Source organism: Asticcacaulis sp. P2_C5, assembly GCF_056404555.1.
Genome location: NZ_JBFUDU010000006.1, coordinates 310,808 through 326,707, shown reverse-complemented (window position 1 = coordinate 326,707; position 15,900 = coordinate 310,808). Strand labels below are relative to the sequence as shown.

Sequence of the window (15,900 nt, the reverse complement as noted above, 5' to 3'; positions counted from 1 at the left end):
CTTCCTGCCGGGCAATTTAAGAATTACGCTGTAAGGTTGCAATAGAGGAGGAAGCCTGCCGACCCCGTCATGAGCAGTAGCGTGAGAGCGCCCAAAAGGTTGGACCAGAAGCCGTTGGTGAACCGGCCCATGACCTTTTTGTTGTTGGAAATATGCAGCACGATGGCAATGATCACCGGCGACGTCACGCCGTACAGCATGGCTGACCACAACAGGGCCTGAATCGGCGATATGCCGGTATAGTTGATAGCCAGCCCGACGCCCAGCGCGACGACAATGACGGCGTAGAAGGCCGGCGCCTCGTGCAGCTTCTTGTCGAGGCCTTCCTGCCAGCCAAACGCCTCCGAGACGATGTAGGACAGTGAGCCGCTCAGTACCGGTATGGCCAGGAAGCCCGTGCCGATGATGCCGGCGGCGAACAGATAATAGGCGGCCGGACCTGCCAGGGGTTCCAGGGCCCTGGCGGCCTCGGCGACGGTGTCGATATGATGAATTCCGGCCGAAAACAGCACGGTTCCTGTGGTCAGGATGATGAAAAACATGACGATGTTGGAGAACAGCATACCGATATCGACGTCGAACCCCATCTCCCTGATCACCCGCTTGTCGACAACGACGTGGCTGTGGGCCTGGGCTTCGACCTCCATGGTTGTCTGCCAGAAGAACAGGTAGGGTGATATGGTCGTGCCCAGGATCGCCACCAGGACGTTGATATAGTCTTTGTCCAGTCTGATCGTCGGCATAAAGGTGTGGCGCGCCACGTCCATCCAATCGGTTTTCATCAGGAAGGGTACGACCAGATAAACCAGAAGGACGGCGCACAACCATTTCAGGATCGCCGCAAACCTTTGATAGGGCAGGGCGATGATCAGGATCAGCAAGACGACCGTAAAGGCGATACTGAAATAGCTGGTCGGGATAGACGGTACGATCAGGTTGGCGACGGCACCCATGCCGGCGATATCGGCGCCGATATTGAGCACGATAGCCGGAAAGCTGAACAGGATCATCAGCCACAGGACCGGCCTGGGGTACGACTTGCGTAAAATACCGGTCAGGCCCTGCGACGTCACCAGACCGATGCGGGCGCACATTTCCTGAATCGCGGCCATCAGAGGGAAGGTGATCAGTGCCGTCCACAAGGTCGCCAGGCCGTACTGGGCGCCGGCCTGAGAATAGGTGGCTATGCCGGACGGATCGTCGTCGCTAGCGCCGGTCACCAGGCCGGGGCCCAGGGACTTGAGAAGGGCGACGAGCCCGCGCGGCTTGGGATTGACAGGTGGTGAGGTTGGTTCCATCGCCTTTTGGCTCCTGATCTGGGTTTACAGACCACGCCCGGGCGAGCGGCGCAATAGGATGTTCCGTCCCGGCGATAAACAGCCGATCAGGCCTTGGGCGTATCTTCTTCCCTGGTGATCCGTTCCCTCGTCAGGGTTTCCAGTAGTCCGATCAGTCGCGTTATGTCTTCCTGGCGCATCAGGTCGATCTTCTGGTGCAGCGACTCGATATCCAGTTCGGCGCGGCAATTGACGTCATAGTCGAGCTGCGCCTTGTGCCGGTCGATATCGGACTGGCGGTTCTGCGCCATCATGATGATCGGGGCGGTAAAGGCGGCCTGGAAGGACAACACCAGATTAAGCAGGATGAAGGGGTAGGGATCCCAATGGGCGACCCAGCCAATGATATTCAGGATGATCCAGCTGATCAGGATGCACGATTGGACGATGATAAAGCGCCACGATCCGACCAGGGCCGCGATCCGGTCCGACATGCGCTCGCCAAGGGACTGAGGCGGCAGATGGGGCTTATGATGTCTGACCTTGAAGGGCGGCGCATCGGTCATTGAGGGACTTTCGGGGAGGAGCTTTCAGGGTTATATTTTTTCGCTGATCCGGATGGCCAGGCGGCAACCGGTCTTGATAATCGCCGACAACAGTGGGTAGGCCGGCGCCTCACGCGCGCCCTGCTCGACGGCGCGATCATGATGGCCGATTTCGTCGTCGCGGAACTGGCTCAGGCGCGCCGCCAGTTCGGGATCGCTGGACGTGACCTCGGCGATCTGTTCGGCATAATGTTCCTCAATCACGCTTTCGACCGCTTCGGTACAGGCGTGGGCCGCCTTTTCACCCAGCAGGGCCGTGCCGACGCCCAGGCCCAGAGCGGCAAGGCGCCAGACGGGTGTCATGATCGTTGGGCGGACGTGGTTGTCGCGCAGCAGCGTTTCGAAGGCGTCGAGATGGGTCTGTTCCTCGCCTTCCATGCGGCTGAACTGCTCGCTGAGATGGCTGTGCGGCGTGGCTTTGAAGACGGCGCTCTGGCCGCGATAGATATGGACGGCCGCCAGTTCGCCGGCATGATCGACGCGCAGGATTTCTTCCAGGCGGGCGCGGCTTTCGCCCTGGCCCGGCCGGGGCGGAAGGGGCTTATGTGATGCGTTGCGAGACGATTCAGCGGCGGTCGATGTGGCGGCGGTCATGACTGGACCTCGAAATCTATAATGCGCGCTTCTTTTTCGGGCGGAAGCGCAGGGACGCGACCAGGCTGAGTATGGCCAGGACCACCGATGCGATGGCATTGTATCCTGACATGGTTATGCCCCACAGGTCCCAGGCTATAACGTCGCACATGGCGGCACGGGTCGGCGCACCGCTCAGCATGGCGGCCACGCTGTCGAGGCTGATTTCCTTGCCTGACGTCGTGCAGGTTTCCGGTCCGCGCCACCAGTGCTGCTCGACGCCGGCATGGAACATGGCGATGGCGGCGCCGGTGGCGAATATGGCGAAAAGGACGAACGAGAAGACGCGCGGCGGCCCCTTCGCACCCGTGAAAAGCGCCCACACCGAGGCGACCAGCGAAACGCCAACGGCGATCCAGTAGATATCGCGTTGCTTCAGGCACAGATGGCAAGGGTTGAGCCCGCCGAACAACTGGAACGACCAGGCCGTGGCCAGCATGCCTAAGGAGACGACCAGCGCGGTGATGCTCCACCAGCGCGAAAAGGCCAGGCGTAGCTTGGCGCCGACATTGGTGGACGGTTTGGGGTGAGTCATCAGATATGCCTTAGTCCCGGCCATGTCGGTCAGCAGGTGGAAGACGAATGCGTCAGCAGCTTGACGGCAATGAAGCCTATCACGACTACCGCGAGAACAATAGTGGTGACAAGGTAGAAGCGCTTTTCCATAACTTCGGTGATTTCAGGACCGAAGCGTTTCACCAGGGCGGCAACCGCAAAGAAGCGCGCCGAACGCGTTACGGCCGAGCAGACGAAGAATAAGGGCAGGTTGAACTGCGCCAGGCCGGCGGCGATGGTCACCAGCTTGTACGGAATGGGCGTCAGGCCCTTGATCAGAATCACGGACGCGCCCCATTTGGCAAAAAAGCAGCGGAATTCGGCCAGACCGTTCGGATGGCCGAACAGGGCCAGGATCGCCTCGCCGACCGGCTGGAAATAATAGCCAATGGCGTAGCCCAGGAAACCTCCGAGCACCGAGGCAATCGAGCAGATGGCCGCCGTGCGCCAGGCTTTTTCCGGACGCGCCAGTACCATGGGAATCAGCATGACGTCGGGCGGAACCGGGAAGAATGAAGCTTCGGCGAACGAAACCAGGGCCAGGGCCTTTTCGGCATGACGCCCGCCCGCCAGCTTCAACATCCAGTCGTAGATTTTCTTGAGCACGTACACGCCTGCAAACTTCGAGGAAGGCCTCCCTTAGCAGGCGCATTGCCGCTTGTCGCGGGCGTGACGCACCACAGGCGCAAATTTGGGGAAATTTTTGCGAAATCTCCCGATTTTTACAAAATACCATGACTTTAGCGAAATTATGCAATGTCTTAACTATTACTGATTTGTCATTGGCAACGTACTGGGGCATCACGTAACCTCCCTACGAAAGGACTCGTACTCATGCCGCACGATTCGTTGACTCTGGACGAATACATGCCTTACCGGCTGGCCGTGGCGTCCAGCGCCGTGAGCACGCTCATATCGACCGCCTATGACAGCCTGTATGGGCTGAAAATACCGGAATGGCGGCTGATCATGATCCTGCGTGAGGACGGCCCGTCGACCCAGCAGGCCCTGGTCAAGCGCGGCGGCATGGACAAGGTGACGATCTCGCGCGCCGCCCAGGCCCTGGCCAAGCGCCGGTTGATCACGCGCGCCCCGCACGAGCACGACGGCCGGTCGCACCACCTGATTCTGACATCGGAAGGCGAGCGCCTGTTCGCCGACGTCGTCCCCGCCGCGGCCGAATATGAAAAAGTCATGCTCGCTGATTTCTCCGCCGACGAGGTTGCGACCTTCAAGAAGTTGCTGCGCCGTGTCGAAGATGCCGCGCTCAAGGCGCAAAATAACGGCTGACAGGCGAACTCGCGCATTTGAGGCGGCAAAATAGGGGAAGCGGGATAGCGCCGCGCCAATCTATCTGTTAACCTTTGTGGTTAGCTGCGATGTGATGTCGCCGCGTTCGCGGATGAGGGAGGAGGGGGCTTGCAAATCGATTACAGCAATGACGGCCACGGACTTCCCTCGGATTTCCCCAGCGATCCCGTCTTTCAGTTCGATCTCCTGTTCTGGGGCCTGGGCGCGCTGCTGCTGGTCCTGCTTCTGGCCGCGATCTTTTTCGCCTTCTACAAGATGGCCGAACAGCGCGTCATGTCCGACGCCCAGGATGCCATATCACGTCGCGTCGAAGTCGTGCGCAAGGTTCTGTCCGAAGCTGCCCGTGCCCCCGAGGACGAGCAGGAGGTGCGGTTGCGCGCCTGCGTCGATGAAATCAAAAAGCAGTTCGGCAGCACGCTCAAGCTCAGCGCGGATTTCAGCAAGGCCATTGGCGCGCTCAACACCGCGATGGATGGAACGCGCGAGGAAGAGTACAAGGCGCCAGGCGGCATGCCGATAGGCGGTGCCCTGACCGGAAACACCATCATAAATATCGCGGTCAATCAGGGTGAGATCGTGCCCTACCCGCAGAGCGCCGCCGCTGCCGCCCCTTCGGAAAAGGTAGCGATGACGGTCGAGGAAAAGAGCGAGACGATCTGGAAGGCCGTCCAGCGCATTTTCGACTATTGGAAGCACCGCAATTCGGTCGTGGCGTCCCTGCGCGCCGTTCAGCAGCAGATCAGCCATTCGCCATCGTGGTCGCCGCCGCGCATCGACGAAAAGTTTCTGCCGGCTGCCTTCAGCCGTCGCGGCGAGCATTGAGACAGGCCCGGTGACATAGGCATGCATGATTTCGATGACAATTTCGGAGGACCGGCGGAGGGGACGTTCAACGACCCCTACGATCTGTCGACTATCCACCCGATCTATATTGTCGGGCTGGTGGGACTGATTGTTATTGTTATCGCCCTGTGCCTGGTCGGCTACTATTTGGGCCGGCAGCGCGGGCTCGACCGCCTGAGGAAACAGTATCAGGACTCGCGCGAAGCCATCTACGGCAGTGTGCGCTATGCGCTCGACCAGGCGCTGAAGTCGTCGGGTGCCATCATTCTGGAGCGCGGCCGCGAGGTCGCCGACATCCTGGAGTCGCGCGTCGGGTTGCTGATTGCGCTCAATGGCAAGCTCGGCAAGGCGGTCAAGGCCCTGGACGATGCCCTGAAGGCCGAGAAGGACGCCGTACCCGTCGCGCCGGGCGCCCCCAAGATCAAGGTCGCCCGGGCTACCGAGGAACATTATCATCAGGTCTGGAAGGCGTTGCAGGCGCTGAACAAGTTCTGGCAAAAGGACAGTGTGCTGTCGCTGATTGCTGCCGCGCAAATGGAACTGGCCACCCCGCCGGTGCGGCCTTTGGTGACGCAATCCTTCTTCAAGCGTGATCGGCCGACGATTGCCGCGACGGTGGCGGGCGCCCTAAGCGACGCCGACAAGGCCGGCAGTGCGCCGTTGCCGGTGGTCGATGTGCCGCCGCCGGTCAAGGCCGAGGACACGCCTCCGCCGCCGGAACCGACACCACCCTTGCCGCCGGCACCGCGTCCCAGCGGCGGCCGGAAGCTGCCGGCCCACAAGCGTAATATGCTGGCCTGAGGGCGGAGGCCTGAGACCTAAGGCTTCTTATAGGCCACGCAGTCGACCTCAACCTTGCAATCGACCACCATCGATGACACCACACAGGCGCGAGCCGGCGGGTTGGCGCCGAAATACTCCTTGAAAATGCGGTTGAACGACATGAAGTCGCGCGGATCGTCGAGCCAGACACCGCAACGCACGACATGTTCCGTGCCGTAGCCGGCTTCGGCCAGGATGGCGAGGACGTTCCTGATCGCCTGATGCGTCTGGGGGACGATACCGCCGTCGATGACCTCGCCATTGACCATCGGCACCTGGCCGGAGACATACAGCCAGCCATCGGCCTGGACCGCGCGGGCAAAAGGCAGGTGCTGACCACCTGTGCCGCTACCGCCTTCGACTCCGTAACGTTTGATGCCGTTATCATCGCTCATGCGTCTATCCTCTGTTGGCGGGGCAGGAATCGTCCTGCACGGAGTTCGGTCGGCTTACCGTCTTTCAGGGCCGTCTGTCCATTGACCCATACCGCGTGGATGCCTCGCGCCGGCTGGATCGGATCGGCGAAGGTGGCGGCGTCGGCAATCTGTTCAGCATCGAACAGCACCAGGTCGGCGTGATAGCCTTCCCGGACATAGCCGCGGTCCTTCAGCCGGAATCGGTCGGCGGTCAGGCCGGTCATCTTGCGCACGGCGGTACTCAGCGAAAACAGTTTGCGCTCGCGCGTGAAATAGCCCAGCACACGCGGAAAAGCCCCCCAAAGGCGCGGATGGGGGCGCGGATCTTCGGGCAGGCCATCCGATCCGATAACAACGCCGGGATGGCTGAGGATACGTTCGACGTCGGGCGCGTGCATGCCGTGATAGACGGCGCCGGCCGGACGCAGGCGTTCCGCCGCCGTCAGCAAATCGGTCTGCCAATCGGCCGCTATGTCTTTCAACAGACGTCCGGCCATGTCGGGACAGGGTTCGGACCAGGTGATGGAGATATCGAACCGGTCCGTGACTTGCCTCACGTCCAGCGTCGTCGAACTGGCGGCGTAAGGGTAGCAGTCGCAGCCGATCGCCTGGCTTTCAGAGGCGGCGTCGACCGCTTCCAGGACTTCGGCGCTGCGGCCCCAGTTGGCGACGCCGGCGCATTTCAGATGCGAGATCAGTACTGGCACGCCGGCCTCGCGCCCGATACGGAAGGCTTCGTCCAGCGCGTCGCGGATACCGTCGGCTTCGGTGCGCAGGTGTGTGCAGTAGAGTGCGCCGACCGCCGCCAGAGGCATGGCCAGGGCAATAATCTCTTCGGTCGGCGCGTGTATGGCGTTGGGATAGGCGAGGCCCGTCGACAGGCCCAGCGCACCGTGATCCAGCGCCTCTTGCAATTGCGCCGTCATGGCGGCGATTTCGTCAGGCGTCGCCGCGCGGTCGAAGCGGTCCATCTGGGCGGCGCGCAGGGCGGTATGGCCGATAAAGGCGGCGATATTGCACGCTGGTCCCGCCGCATTGACGGCTTCTGTCCAGGCTTCGAACGTGGAGAAGCGAAAACGCTCAGGCCCACCCAGCAGGTTGAGTGGGTCTGGCACCAAGCCGTCGCCGACGATCAGGGGGGCTGCGCTGATTCCGCAATTGCCGGCGATTACGGTTGTGACGCCCTGGGTGATCTTGGGTGTCATGGCTGGCCGGTCGATGGCGACCATGTCGTCGTGTGTGTGGGCGTCGATAAAGCCCGGCGCCAGCACCAGGCCGGCGGCATTGATCGCGTCGCGGGCCGCCAGGTTGCAGCTTTCGGCGATCACGGTGATGCGCCCGTCCTTCAGCCCGACGTCGGCATGGCAAGGTTCGGCGCCGGAGCCGTCGATAAGGCGGGCATTGCGGATCAGTGTGTCGAGCATAGGCCTTGTCGAGCTGACGATTTTGGCTACAGAGGTAGGGGGACGAATCTGCACGGGTCAATCGAAAACATGCTGACGCTCGACAAAGGCCTGGGGGAGATCGGTGCCTCGCTGCTGCGCGAAGAGATCGCCCTGCCGTGCGCGGTGCTGTACGACAGCCGCGTGCAGAGCAATCTCGACTGGATGCAGGGCTTCGTCGCCGCTTACGGCCTGAACCTGGCGCCGCACGGCAAGACGACCATGACGCCGAAACTGTTCCAGCGCCAGATCGGCGGTGGCGCCTGGGGTATGACCCTGGCTACAGCGCAGCAGGTCATCGTGGCGGCGCATTTCGGCATCAAACGCGTGTTGATGGCCAACCAACTGGTGGGACGGCAGAACATGGCGGCCATCGCGCAGTGTCTGACGGATCCGGATTTTGAATTTTATTGTTTGGTCGATTCGGTCGAGGGCGTGCGCCAGTTGGGGCGGTTTTTCACCACGCCGATCCAAGTCTTGCTGGAGCTGGCACCGACGTCGGATCAAAGCGGTTACCGCACTGGCGTCCGCGACCTGGCCGGATTGGAGGCCGTCCTGGTCGAGCTGGAAAACTGGCCGCAGGTCCGGCTGTGCGGGGTCGAGATTTACGAAGGCGTCCTGGCCGAAGAGGGCGAGATCCGCACCTATCTGAAACGCGCCGTCGCGACCTTGCACGATATCGCGGCGCGAGACGGCTTTCATGGCCGGCCGATATTGTCGGGCGCCGGCTCGGCCTGGTACGACGTCGTTGCCGAAGAGTTCGCCGCGGCCAAGGAACTGGCTGACGTGGTGTTGCGGCCTGGCTGCTATCTCAGCCACGATATCGGTACCTACAAAAAAGCCCAGGCGCAGATCGAAACGCGCAACCCGATCGCCGCGAAGATGCACTACGGCCTGAAGCCGGCGCTGCACCTGTGGGCCTGCGTGCAGTCCTTGCCTGACCCGGGCCGGGCGGTGATCGGTTTCGGCAAGCGCGACGCTGCCTTCGATGCCGGTTTCCCGGAACCCGCCATGGTATTCCGCTCCGGTGCGGCAACACCCGCGCCCGCGCCGGACCATTGGACGGTGACGCGCATGATGGATCAGCATGCCTTTATGGACATCGCGCCGGGCGACGATATCCGCGTCGGTGACATGATCGCCTTTGATATCTCGCACCCGTGCCTGACCTTCGACAAATGGCGCAAGCTGCTGCTGGTCGATGACGACTATCGGGTTATCGACCTACTGGACACCTATTTTTGAGGAGACGGTCATGGGCAAGACGGCGGTGGTGACGGGCGGCGGCGGTAATCTCGGCCGGGCGATCGCAGCCGGTCTGGCAGCGGAAGGCTGGGATATCTTCGTCACCTTTATCAGCGACGCTGCTGAGTGCGCCGGCGTTATGGCCGATGTCACGGCGCTGGGCCGGCAATGTACCGCGCTTGCCTGCGATGCCGGCGTCAAGGCGGATGTCGATCGCTTGTACGCTGCCGTGCATGAGGCGGCGGGCGCGCCGGGACTGTTGGTCAACAATGCCGGCGTCCAGACCTGGTCGTCTTTGCTCGATCTGGAAGAGGCCGATTGGGACCGCGTCATCCGTACCAATCTGAAGGGCTGTTTTCTCAATACTCAGGCCGCCGCGCGTTTGATGGTCGATGCCAAGACGGGCGGCCGTATCGTCAATATCGGTTCGGGTTGCAATCAGATCGCCTTTCCAAACCTGGTCGATTACACGGCGTCGAAGGGTGGCATCGAGATGCTGACCAAGGTCGCGGCGGTTGAACTGGGCGCTTACGGCATCACCGTCAATTGCGTGGCACCCGGCGCTATCGAGACCGAACGGACCAAGCTGGAAGCGCCCGACTATGCCGGCCGCTGGGCCGCTATCACACCGCTGGGTCGGGTGGGGACGCCGAAAGACGTCGCCGATGCGGTGTGTCTGCTGGCCGGTGACCAGGCGAGCTTTATCACGGGCCAGACCATCAATGTCGACGGCGGCGTGTTCAACAAGCCAAATTGGCCGGGGTACTAAATCGATGCCAGCAGACCGCCATCGACATAGAGAATCTGGCCGTTGATAAAGTCCGAAGCCGAAGATGCCAGGAACACCGCCGCGCCGTGCAGGTCTTCCATCCGCCCCCAGCGGCCGGTCGGAACACGCTTTTTCAGCCAGCCGTCGAACTCCGGATCCTCATACAGCGCGCGGTTCAGCGGTGTGGCGAAATAGCCGGGACCGATTGCATTGATCTGCAGGCCATGTCTTGCCCAGTCGGTGCACATGCCCTTGGTCAGGTTCTTCACGGCGCCCTTCGACGTCGTATAGGGTGCGATGGTCGGGCGGGCCAGTTCCGACTGGACGCTGGCGATGTTGATGATCTTGCCATGGCCGCGCTTGATCATATGCCGCGCCACGGCCTGGCCGACAAAGAACAGACTGTCGATATTGGTCCGCATGATGTCGTCCCAATCCTTGCGCGTAAAGTTTTCCAGAGGCGCCCGGCGCTGGATACCGGCATTGTTGATCAGGATGTCGATGGCGACGCCGGACGCTTCCAGACCGTCGACGGCTTCAGCCGCTGCATCGCCATCGGTGACATCGAAGGGCAGCAGCACGACCTCGGCACCCAGGTCGCGCAGGGCAGCGGCGCCTTCGCCGAGACGCTCGGCCGAGCGGCCGTTGAGCACGATACGCGCCCCGGCATTGGCCAGGCCTGTGGCCATGGCCAGCCCCAGGCCCTGGCCTGAACCGGTGACCAGCGCCGTGCGCCCGGTCAGGTCGAACAGGGGATTTGTGTGTGACATGGTGTTTTCCTCCCGCGGCCATGAACAGGATGACGGGTCGGAAAGTAAAGCGCTTTTTGACTTTTTAGAGCTCAAGCGCCGTCGCACGGGCGCCCCCGATGGCTCGCGCAAACGTGCGCGGCGGCCAAAGAACGTTTTCTGGCGGCCTTGCCAACAGCCTATGAGCTACGCTCAATGGCCGTTGGAATTACGCCTCCGGCTTGAAGGCCGGGTCGATCTCGTCCTTGGTGATGTAGCGATCGGAATTATAGAAGCGCCTGATCTCGTCGACCGTATTCTGCTTGCCGTCGTGTATGAACTCGCTGTGCCATGTCATGAAATAGAGCCAGTCGGCTGACGGTCCGAGCTGGGTCGGATCGGGAATCGGACCGTTCTCGTGCAGGCAAATCGGCACAGTGTCGCCGACCACGGCCTTCACTGCGGCGAACATGTCGCTCAGCGGGCCGTGGTCATTGACGTAGGTGTCGGCGCCGGCGATGTCGACATACTGCCGGCCGGGATAGTAGCTGGCCTGGACGTCCTTGGTGTAGCCCAGCACCCAGATCAGGTTATCCAGCCCGCGTTCGAAGGTGTAGTATTTGTACATGAAGATCCACAGCGCCTTGAAGGCTTCGGCGCCGCTCATCCCCCACCAGAACCAGTTGCCGGTGAATTCGTGCATCGGCCGCCACAAGACCGGCACGCCACGGTCACGCAGCACGGTCAACTGGTCACCGATGGCGACGATGTCGCGGATCATGGCCGTATTTTCGGGCGTTCCGTGCTTGAACGCCGCGAACATGTCGAAATACTTCTTGGAATTTTCGTAGCCGGTGCCGATGGTCGGCGCCCCCCAGTGCCAGCAGATGGTCGGGATGCCGCCTTCTTCCTTGTACCACCGCGTGGCGCGATCATTGGCCGCGACCCAGTCATTGGGGTCGATATAGTCGAGCCCCAGCACGGCCGGCAGCTTGCCCGAGACTTTTTCAATATAGTCCAGTTCGTAGCGCGGTCCGCCGTGCCAGATCGATTCCTGCTGACCGGTCAGGGTCTTCTTGCCATAGATGCCGCACAGATAGGCATAGAGCGCCCGGGCCTCGGGCGAGGCTTTCGGATTGCTGAGTTCGCCCCTGGCCGGAAGAGATGGCGTGGTCTGGGCCTGGCTGCCGTTTGCGGTCATCGCAGCCCAGGCGCTCATCGCCGCGAGGGCAGATCGCTTTGTCAGATGCATGGTTGTTTCCTCTCACGGCATTTTAGCAGAATAATTAAATTTGAAATATGAAAAAGAGGGGAGCCCAAATTTGCGGCATGGCAGGCCAATAAAAATCCCGCAGCTGGTGAACTGCGGGATGAATGGCCTATCGAAATGAGACTGGCTACTTGCCGAGTTCTGCGTTGATGGCAGCCAGCAGGCGTGGATCTTCCGCCGTCACATCCGGGGCAAAACGGCCGACGACGTCACCTTTGCGGCCGATCAGGAACTTCTCGAAATTCCACAGAACTTCGCCCGGTGGACTGACCGGAATGCCGTAACCTTCCAGCCGCTCGCGCATCGGCCCGGCGCTGACCGCCACGGGTTTGGCCCTGGTCAATATGTCGTATAGAGGGTGCTTGTCGGCGCCGACGACACTGATCTTGCTGAAGATCGGGAAGGTGACATTGTACTCGGTCGAGCAGAAGGTGGCGATCTCGGCATCGCTGCCGGGTTCCTGCTCCAGGAAATTGTTGGCCGGAAAGCCCACGATACGCAGACCGTCATAGCTCCGGGCGCGGTGCAAGGCTTCCAGGCCCTCATATTGCGGAGTCAATCCGCACTTCGATGCAACATTGACAATCAAAAGGACCTTGCCGGCATAGGGACCTAAGGTGGCCGGCTTGCCGGCGATCGTACGCAAGGGAAGGGTGTAGATATCGCTCATCTGGAACTCCGTGGGCCGCATGCGGCGTGGGGCAAGCCTACAGTGCGCAGGTGTGCGGTGCAACAGCCAGACGCGCGACGACAGGGGATCATCGCCCGGGTCCTTCCAATTCCATGTCGATTAATGTTTCCGCGGCAACGAATTGAACTGCCGTCAATCCTGTGTAGAGTGCTGCCGACCTATCACGACGGAGATGCCGATGCGCCGGTTTGCACTTGTTCTGGCTGCCATGATTGCGGCGCCGGCCTTTACCACAGCCGCTTTGGCGGATGCCGAAAAACCGGCTGCCCTGGTCGCGGACGGCATCCCCGCCGTGCCCGACTCGATCGTAACGGCGACCCGGCCCTATATGGAATACCGTACCGCGGGCTTTGCCGGCTGGAGTCCATCCGATAAGTCGATGCTGATCACGACCCGCTTCGGCAATACCGCGCAGCTGCACCGGTTGGCGGGCCCGATGATGGACCGCCGCCAGATCAGTTTCGAAGCCGAACCCGTCGGCGGATCGTGGTCGCCGAGAGGCGACGTCCTGGTGGTGCGCAAGGATATCGGCGGGAACGAGTTCTTCCAGCTCTACACCCTGAAGAACGGCCAATTGAGCCTGCTGACCGATGGCAAGAGCCGCAACGCACTGGGTGCGTGGAGCAAGGACGGCCAGCTGATCGGGTACACCTCGACACGGCGCAACGGCACCGACAACGACATCTATGTCATGGATCCGCGCGACCCGGCGACGGATCACCTGGTCGCTCAGGTGACGGGCGGCGGCTGGGGGCTTAGTGATTTTTCACCCGACGGCAAGACGGCCGTCGTCGTCAATGTTCAGTCGATAAGCCATTCGGTCCTCTATATTCTCGACATGGCAAGCGGCTCGATGACGGCGATTGGCGATCCGGCCAAGGAAATTGCCTATGGTGAGGCGCAGTTCGCCCCCGATGGCACGCTCTGGGTAACGTCCGATGAAGGCTCCGACTTCCAGCGGCTGGGCACGATCGACATCAAGACTGGCAAGTTCACGCCCAAATCGCCCGATCCGAAGTGGGACGTCGAAGCCTTCGATATCGCCGACGACGGCAGCTTTCTCGTCTATTCGATCAACGAAGCCGGTCGCGACCGGGTCAAGGTGATGGACTCTAAGACAGGCACGGTGCGTGTCGTCAGCGATCTGGCCGCCGGTACGGTCGGCGGGCTGGACATTGCGCCCTGGGGCGATATTGGCCTGACGGTCACCTCGGCGCGCAGTGCCGCCGATGCCTATTCGATTGATCCGAAGAGCCTGGCGGTAACGCGCTGGACCCAGTCGGAAACGGGCGGCCTGGACACCAATGTCAATGCCGAGCCGCAGTTTGTCGAGGTCAGGTCTTTCGACGGCGAGCCGGTATCGGGCTTTCTCTACCGCCCCGATCCGGCCAAATTCCCGGGCAAGCGCCCTCTGATCGTCAATATCCACGGTGGACCGGAAGGTGAATTCACGCCGGGCTTCCTGGGACGAAGCAATTACCTGCTCAATGAACTGGGCATCGCGATCTTCTACCCCAATGTGCGTGGATCGACCGGTTTCGGCAAACGCTTCGTCTCGCTGGATAACGGGCCGTTCAAGCGCGAGGATTCGGTCAAGGATATCGGCGCCTTCCTCGATGTGCTGGACAAGGATCCGGCCCTGGACGCGTCGCGTTTCGCCGTCACCGGCGGGTCGTATGGCGGCTATATGTGCTACGCCGTGGCTATCCGTTACGGCACGCGGCTAAAGGGCGCCAACTGCGTCGTCGCCATCTCCAACTTCGTGACCTTCCTCGAAAACACCCAAAGCTATCGTCGCGATCTGCGCCGCGTCGAATATGGCGACGAACGCGATCCGAAGCAGCGCGCCAAGCTGATGGAGATATCGCCCCTGACCTCCGTCGATCGCTTCAATATCCCGCTGCTGGTCGTGACCGGTGGTAACGATCCGCGCGTTCCGGCGTCCGAAGCCGACCAGATTGTCAAGGCCGTGCGGGCCAAGGGCGGCACGGCGTGGTCGCTGCTGGGCCAGGACGAAGGCCATGGCTTTGCCAAGAAGGTCAATCAGGACTATCAGTTCTGGGTCGGACTGATGTTCTGGCAACAGACCCTTTTGAAGGAATAGCCATATGAGCCTGGGCGCCATCACCGATATCCTCATCGCCGTTGTTGCGGTGCTGCACGTGTTGTTTCTGATTCTGGAGATGTTTCTGTGGAACACGCCGTTTGGCCGAAGAACCTTCGGGCTTTCAGCGGAGTTTGCCAAGGAATCGGCGAAATTGGCGGCCAATCAGGGCCTGTATAACGGCTTTCTCGCTGCCGGCCTCGTCTGGGGTTTGCTGGCGCATGACTTCCATGCCAAGATATTTTTCCTGGCCTGCGTCATCGTCGCTGGCATCTATGGCGGCATCACGGTCAAGCGCTCGATCCTGTTTATCCAGGCCTTGCCGGCGATCATCGCGCTTGTCTTGTTGCACATCCCCGGGTGATCCTCTTTGCCGACGATGCCCTGGTGGTGGCGGATAAGCCTGCCGGCCTGCTCAGCGTGCCCGGGCGCGGTCCCGACAAGCAGGACTGCCTGATTGCCCGCGTTCAGTTGCGTTACCCGGATGCCTTGACGGTGCACCGGTTGGATCAGGCGACGTCGGGCCTGATCGTCTTTGGGCGCGGTGAAGTGGCTCAGCGGGCTTTATCGGTGGCCTTTGCCGAACGCCGGGTCGAGAAACGCTATATCGCCGTGGTGCATGGGGAATTGCCGGATACGGGCGAGGTCGATCTGCCGCTGATCACCGACTGGCCCAATCGCCCGCGCCAGATGGTCGATCATGTGGTGGGGAAGCCGTCGCTGACGCGGTATCGGGTGGTGGCGCGCGGAGAGCGGACATCGCGCGTCGAGCTAGAGCCGGTCACAGGCAGGTCGCATCAGTTGCGGGTGCATATGCTGGCCATCGGCCATCCGATTGTTGGGGATACGCTATACGCGGCGCAACTGGGCGGCGAGCGATTGTTGCTGCACGCAGAGCGGCTGATTGTTCCGCATCCGGTGACCGGCGAGGCGATGGCATTCGAGGTTGCGGCAGCGTTTTAGGGTAGAGAAGATTCGAACACGGATCACCGGTCGCTGACGCTTCCGGTGACACGGATGCCGCTTCGCGGACACGGATAGACACGGATATCTCGGCCTTACTCGGGCGGTATCGTGACTTTTATTTGAATTGAAGCGCGTTGCGCTTCGAAAAAAACGAACAACGCAGGACTGGCGCCGCATGCGCTACTACCATCCGTGCCTTATCTGTGTCCGCCGAGCGGCATCC

General features: G+C 61.5%; 18 protein-coding genes. 8 read left to right on the top strand and 10 right to left on the bottom strand.

Annotation, left to right across the window (positions count from 1 at the left end; translation table 11 throughout):
• Positions 1–23: 23 nt before the first annotated feature.
• The 5 genes from AC1DXO_RS13155 to AC1DXO_RS13135 form a co-directional block, all read right to left on the bottom strand.
• On the bottom strand, positions 24–1,298 hold the full coding sequence (locus AC1DXO_RS13155; protein WP_476978610.1) for an NRAMP family divalent metal transporter: 1,275 nt from the start codon (positions 1,296–1,298) through the stop codon (positions 24–26).
• An 86-nt stretch (positions 1,299–1,384) separates the two neighbouring features.
• Positions 1,385–1,843, bottom strand: a complete 459-nt coding sequence (locus AC1DXO_RS13150; protein ID WP_476978609.1) for a DUF1003 domain-containing protein — start codon at positions 1,841–1,843, stop codon at positions 1,385–1,387.
• Between the two features lie 30 nt (positions 1,844–1,873).
• The gene (locus AC1DXO_RS13145; protein WP_476978608.1) at positions 1,874–2,476 is read right to left on the bottom strand and encodes a demethoxyubiquinone hydroxylase family protein; all 603 of its coding nucleotides are present in this window, start codon (positions 2,474–2,476) and stop codon (positions 1,874–1,876) included.
• Between the two features lie 16 nt (positions 2,477–2,492).
• A complete protein-coding gene (locus AC1DXO_RS13140) occupies positions 2,493–3,050 on the bottom strand; it encodes a disulfide bond formation protein B (RefSeq protein WP_476978607.1) in 558 nt (185 codons plus the stop codon).
• A gap of 29 nt (positions 3,051–3,079) precedes the next feature.
• Complete coding sequence (locus tag AC1DXO_RS13135; RefSeq protein ID WP_476978606.1) at positions 3,080–3,676, bottom strand: YqaA family protein; 597 nt, start codon at positions 3,674–3,676, stop codon at positions 3,080–3,082.
• Between the two features lie 228 nt (positions 3,677–3,904).
• Between AC1DXO_RS13135 and AC1DXO_RS13130 the strand changes: the two genes are divergently transcribed.
• The 3 genes from AC1DXO_RS13130 (at position 3,905) to AC1DXO_RS13120 (ending at position 6,025) form a co-directional block, all read left to right on the top strand.
• Positions 3,905–4,360 carry a MarR family winged helix-turn-helix transcriptional regulator gene (locus AC1DXO_RS13130; RefSeq protein ID WP_476978605.1) on the top strand — a complete coding sequence of 152 codons (456 nt, stop codon included), beginning with the start codon at positions 3,905–3,907 and terminating at the stop codon, positions 4,358–4,360.
• A gap of 129 nt (positions 4,361–4,489) precedes the next feature.
• A complete protein-coding gene (locus tag AC1DXO_RS13125; RefSeq protein ID WP_476978604.1) occupies positions 4,490–5,203 on the top strand; it encodes a hypothetical protein in 714 nt (237 codons plus the stop codon).
• Positions 5,204–5,224: 21 nt separating this feature from the next.
• The gene (locus tag AC1DXO_RS13120; protein ID WP_476978603.1) at positions 5,225–6,025 is read left to right on the top strand and encodes a hypothetical protein; all 801 of its coding nucleotides are present in this window, start codon (positions 5,225–5,227) and stop codon (positions 6,023–6,025) included.
• 17 nt (positions 6,026–6,042) lie between these two features.
• On the opposite strand, the gene AC1DXO_RS13115 is transcribed toward AC1DXO_RS13120, so the two are convergent.
• Complete coding sequence (locus tag AC1DXO_RS13115; RefSeq protein WP_476978602.1) at positions 6,043–6,441, bottom strand: RidA family protein; 399 nt, start codon at positions 6,439–6,441, stop codon at positions 6,043–6,045.
• Positions 6,438–7,940 (bottom strand): N-acyl-D-amino-acid deacylase family protein, encoded by a 1,503-nt coding sequence (locus tag AC1DXO_RS13110; protein ID WP_476978601.1) that lies wholly within the window; start codon positions 7,938–7,940, stop codon positions 6,438–6,440. Before AC1DXO_RS13110 ends, AC1DXO_RS13115 begins: the two co-directional genes overlap by 4 nt.
• A gap of 15 nt (positions 7,941–7,955) precedes the next feature.
• Here AC1DXO_RS13110 and AC1DXO_RS13105 point away from each other — a divergent pair, with 15 nt between their 5' ends.
• Positions 7,956–9,149 carry an amino acid deaminase gene (locus AC1DXO_RS13105; protein ID WP_476978600.1) on the top strand — a complete coding sequence of 398 codons (1,194 nt, stop codon included), beginning with the start codon at positions 7,956–7,958 and terminating at the stop codon, positions 9,147–9,149.
• A 10-nt stretch (positions 9,150–9,159) separates the two neighbouring features.
• Positions 9,160–9,918 (top strand): SDR family NAD(P)-dependent oxidoreductase, encoded by a 759-nt coding sequence (locus AC1DXO_RS13100; protein WP_476978599.1) that lies wholly within the window; start codon positions 9,160–9,162, stop codon positions 9,916–9,918.
• Here the strand turns inward: AC1DXO_RS13100 and AC1DXO_RS13095 are convergent.
• The 3 genes from AC1DXO_RS13095 to AC1DXO_RS13085 all read right to left on the bottom strand — a co-directional run bounded on the left by AC1DXO_RS13095 (position 9,915) and on the right by AC1DXO_RS13085 (position 12,586).
• The gene (locus AC1DXO_RS13095; protein ID WP_476978598.1) at positions 9,915–10,688 is read right to left on the bottom strand and encodes an SDR family oxidoreductase; all 774 of its coding nucleotides are present in this window, start codon (positions 10,686–10,688) and stop codon (positions 9,915–9,917) included. The genes AC1DXO_RS13100 and AC1DXO_RS13095 overlap by 4 nt on opposite strands.
• A 187-nt stretch (positions 10,689–10,875) precedes the next feature.
• Positions 10,876–11,898, bottom strand: coding sequence for a glycosyl hydrolase (locus AC1DXO_RS13090; protein WP_476978597.1), 1,023 nt, complete (start codon positions 11,896–11,898; stop codon positions 10,876–10,878).
• Positions 11,899–12,043: 145 nt separating this feature from the next.
• Positions 12,044–12,586: a glutathione peroxidase gene (locus AC1DXO_RS13085; RefSeq protein ID WP_476978596.1), complete on the bottom strand. Its 543-nt coding sequence runs from the start codon at positions 12,584–12,586 to the stop codon at positions 12,044–12,046.
• Between the two features lie 199 nt (positions 12,587–12,785).
• Between AC1DXO_RS13085 and AC1DXO_RS13080 the strand changes: the two genes are divergently transcribed.
• Genes AC1DXO_RS13080 through AC1DXO_RS13070 form a run of 3 tightly spaced genes read left to right on the top strand, consistent with a single transcriptional unit; the run spans position 12,786 to position 15,674 of the window.
• Positions 12,786–14,711 carry a S9 family peptidase gene (locus AC1DXO_RS13080; protein WP_476978595.1) on the top strand — a complete coding sequence of 642 codons (1,926 nt, stop codon included), beginning with the start codon at positions 12,786–12,788 and terminating at the stop codon, positions 14,709–14,711.
• A gap of 4 nt (positions 14,712–14,715) precedes the next feature.
• Positions 14,716–15,075, top strand: coding sequence for a DUF1304 domain-containing protein (locus AC1DXO_RS13075; RefSeq protein WP_476978594.1), 360 nt, complete (start codon positions 14,716–14,718; stop codon positions 15,073–15,075).
• 26 nt (positions 15,076–15,101) lie between these two features.
• Entirely contained in the window at positions 15,102–15,674 is a 573-nt protein-coding gene (locus tag AC1DXO_RS13070; RefSeq protein ID WP_476978593.1) for an RluA family pseudouridine synthase, read from the top strand.
• Positions 15,675–15,900 lie beyond the last annotated feature (226 nt).

Bases quoted from the DNA above. Each gene is read 5' to 3' on its own strand.
- AC1DXO_RS13150 (WP_476978609.1), bottom strand. From the start codon at position 1,843: ATGACCGATGCGCCGCCCTTCAAGGTCAGACATCATAAGCCCCATCTG.
- AC1DXO_RS13090 (WP_476978597.1), bottom strand. From the start codon at position 11,898: ATGCATCTGACAAAGCGATCTGCCCTCGCGGCGATGAGCGCCTGGGCT.
- AC1DXO_RS13155 (WP_476978610.1), bottom strand. From the start codon at position 1,298: ATGGAACCAACCTCACCACCTGTCAATCCCAAGCCGCGCGGGCTCGTC.
- AC1DXO_RS13145 (WP_476978608.1), bottom strand. From the start codon at position 2,476: ATGACCGCCGCCACATCGACCGCCGCTGAATCGTCTCGCAACGCATCA.
- AC1DXO_RS13100 (WP_476978599.1), top strand. From the start codon at position 9,160: ATGGGCAAGACGGCGGTGGTGACGGGCGGCGGCGGTAATCTCGGCCGG.
- AC1DXO_RS13075 (WP_476978594.1), top strand. From the start codon at position 14,716: ATGAGCCTGGGCGCCATCACCGATATCCTCATCGCCGTTGTTGCGGTG.
- AC1DXO_RS13120 (WP_476978603.1), top strand. From the start codon at position 5,225: ATGCATGATTTCGATGACAATTTCGGAGGACCGGCGGAGGGGACGTTC.
- AC1DXO_RS13080 (WP_476978595.1), top strand. From the start codon at position 12,786: ATGCGCCGGTTTGCACTTGTTCTGGCTGCCATGATTGCGGCGCCGGCC.
- AC1DXO_RS13140 (WP_476978607.1), bottom strand. From the start codon at position 3,050: ATGACTCACCCCAAACCGTCCACCAATGTCGGCGCCAAGCTACGCCTG.
- AC1DXO_RS13105 (WP_476978600.1), top strand. From the start codon at position 7,956: ATGCTGACGCTCGACAAAGGCCTGGGGGAGATCGGTGCCTCGCTGCTG.
- AC1DXO_RS13095 (WP_476978598.1), bottom strand. From the start codon at position 10,688: ATGTCACACACAAATCCCCTGTTCGACCTGACCGGGCGCACGGCGCTG.
- AC1DXO_RS13085 (WP_476978596.1), bottom strand. From the start codon at position 12,586: ATGAGCGATATCTACACCCTTCCCTTGCGTACGATCGCCGGCAAGCCG.
- AC1DXO_RS13130 (WP_476978605.1), top strand. From the start codon at position 3,905: ATGCCGCACGATTCGTTGACTCTGGACGAATACATGCCTTACCGGCTG.
- AC1DXO_RS13115 (WP_476978602.1), bottom strand. From the start codon at position 6,441: ATGAGCGATGATAACGGCATCAAACGTTACGGAGTCGAAGGCGGTAGC.